The following is a 1,710-nucleotide window of genomic DNA, read 5'->3' on the forward strand; positions in this document are numbered from 1 at the left end:
ATCAAGGGTACATTTTACCTCCATTGGTAAATTCTTTCCTAGAAATCACCTTAGTCCTCACTACAAATTAATCTCAAGATTTTTTACATTACTTAACTTACTTTGATTTCTTCTCGCCTACTTACTTAGTGAAAATGTTAACTATTAACTGTTTTAACTCCCTCAATGATACACATGTCGGTTTTTGTTGGGATAATTTTGGTAAGTTTGAACCCGGCAGATTCAAACAAATCTTGGAACTCGGCTTTATTACGTACCCGTCCAGGAAAGCACATCACCAACAGATGGACATCTGAAAACTTGCTTGTAAAAGTCTCGTATTCAGGAGACATTACGCGTTCTATCACTAACAATCGTCCTTGTTCTTTCATGGCTTGATGACAGCGCTTAAGAGCGGCGATCGCTCGCTCATCATCAAAGAGATGAACAACTTCCCTGAGTAAATAAGCATCTCCACCTTCCGGGACAGCCTCAAAAAAGCTACCCCCTACCAGTTGAAACCGATCATTAAGAGATATTACTTCATGTGAATTCTTGGCTTCATCAATCACTTTTGGGAGATCGAACAATATCCCTGTCATGGCGGGGTGCGCTTCGAGGATAGCAGCAAGGAAGTAACCGTTGCCACCACCAACGTCAATCAGCTTGTCAATTGACGAAAAATCATAAGCCTCCAAGTATAGAGCAGAGACTCGAGCAGATTCCTCTTTTGACACAAAAGTATCAGTATAAAACGATTTTCTGGCGACAGCATTTTGCTCATAGTAATGAAATAAATCTGTGCCATACAAATGCTCAAAGGCACCTTTTCCTGTCTCCACGCTATACATCAAATTTTCCCAACTTTTGTAGTACCATTCCTCGCCCCGCAAGATTGCCTCGTGTCGTAACGAGTCTGGAACGTTGCTTTGCAAACTATCTGCTAATGAGGTTAACTCAAAGCATCGGGGTTGTGTCTCCGCAAAAATTCCGATCCCGGCAAGAGCGCGTAACACTCGATAAAGAGAATCGCTGTGGGTATTTGTTGCAGCAGCTAAAGTATTGCAGTGCTGTGAACCGTCTTTGAGTAAATCAGCAATGCCAAGTTTTGCGACAACATAAACACACCGTGAAACGTAGTAGGCATATATCCACTCAGACATAGTTAACGGAGACTGAATATGGCTAAGCTTAGAGTTTGATAAAACCATGATTTTTACCTCAATTCCTTAAGTGCTAGTATTTTGAAAGCATTATGAGTGAATCTACCTCGGCTTCGAGTATTTAGTTGGATAGGAATCCGCTTTTATTTGAAGAATTTAACTTGGCTTAGCAGATAATAAACAACGCAAAATAAGGCTTTTTAAGTTGTACCTAGCTTCGCAAAAATCAAATAGGAGTCCTAGATAAAACCCAAAGAGGTAGCTTCAATTCTGATTTTTTAACTTCAAACCTTTTAGTATTATTGCATCAAAACTCCGATCGGGAATTAATTTTTTCAGCATCAAATTAAGCACTAGAGATATCTGTTCCTTAGATAAGAAATAACGTGTTTTCGGTTTACTAGCTTCGAGAGCCTCTAGAATTGCACCTGCAACTTGTTCAGGTGGCATTCCTGTGCGATTTGATGTAATCAAACCCTCGACAAAAAATTTGTAGGTATCACCATACATAGCTATCTCTCCTAAAAAGTTTTGAACCAAATGTGAACGATGGTAAGAAGCTCCATCC

Annotated in this window: 1 protein-coding gene and 1 pseudogene; both read right to left on the reverse strand. The window is 39.8% G+C overall.

Annotated elements, in window-relative coordinates:
• Positions 1-137: 137 nt before the first annotated feature.
• Entirely contained in the window at positions 138-1,190 is a 1,053-nt protein-coding gene (locus RM368_RS38370) for a methyltransferase (RefSeq protein ID WP_322698913.1), read from the reverse strand.
• A gap of 216 nt (positions 1,191-1,406) precedes the next feature.
• Positions 1,407-1,710 (reverse strand): annotated as a pseudogene (locus RM368_RS38375) (hypothetical protein); the annotation flags it as partial.

Source organism: Nostoc sp. DedSLP03 (genome assembly GCF_034530815.1).
GTDB lineage: Bacteria > Cyanobacteriota > Cyanobacteriia > Cyanobacteriales > Nostocaceae > Nostoc.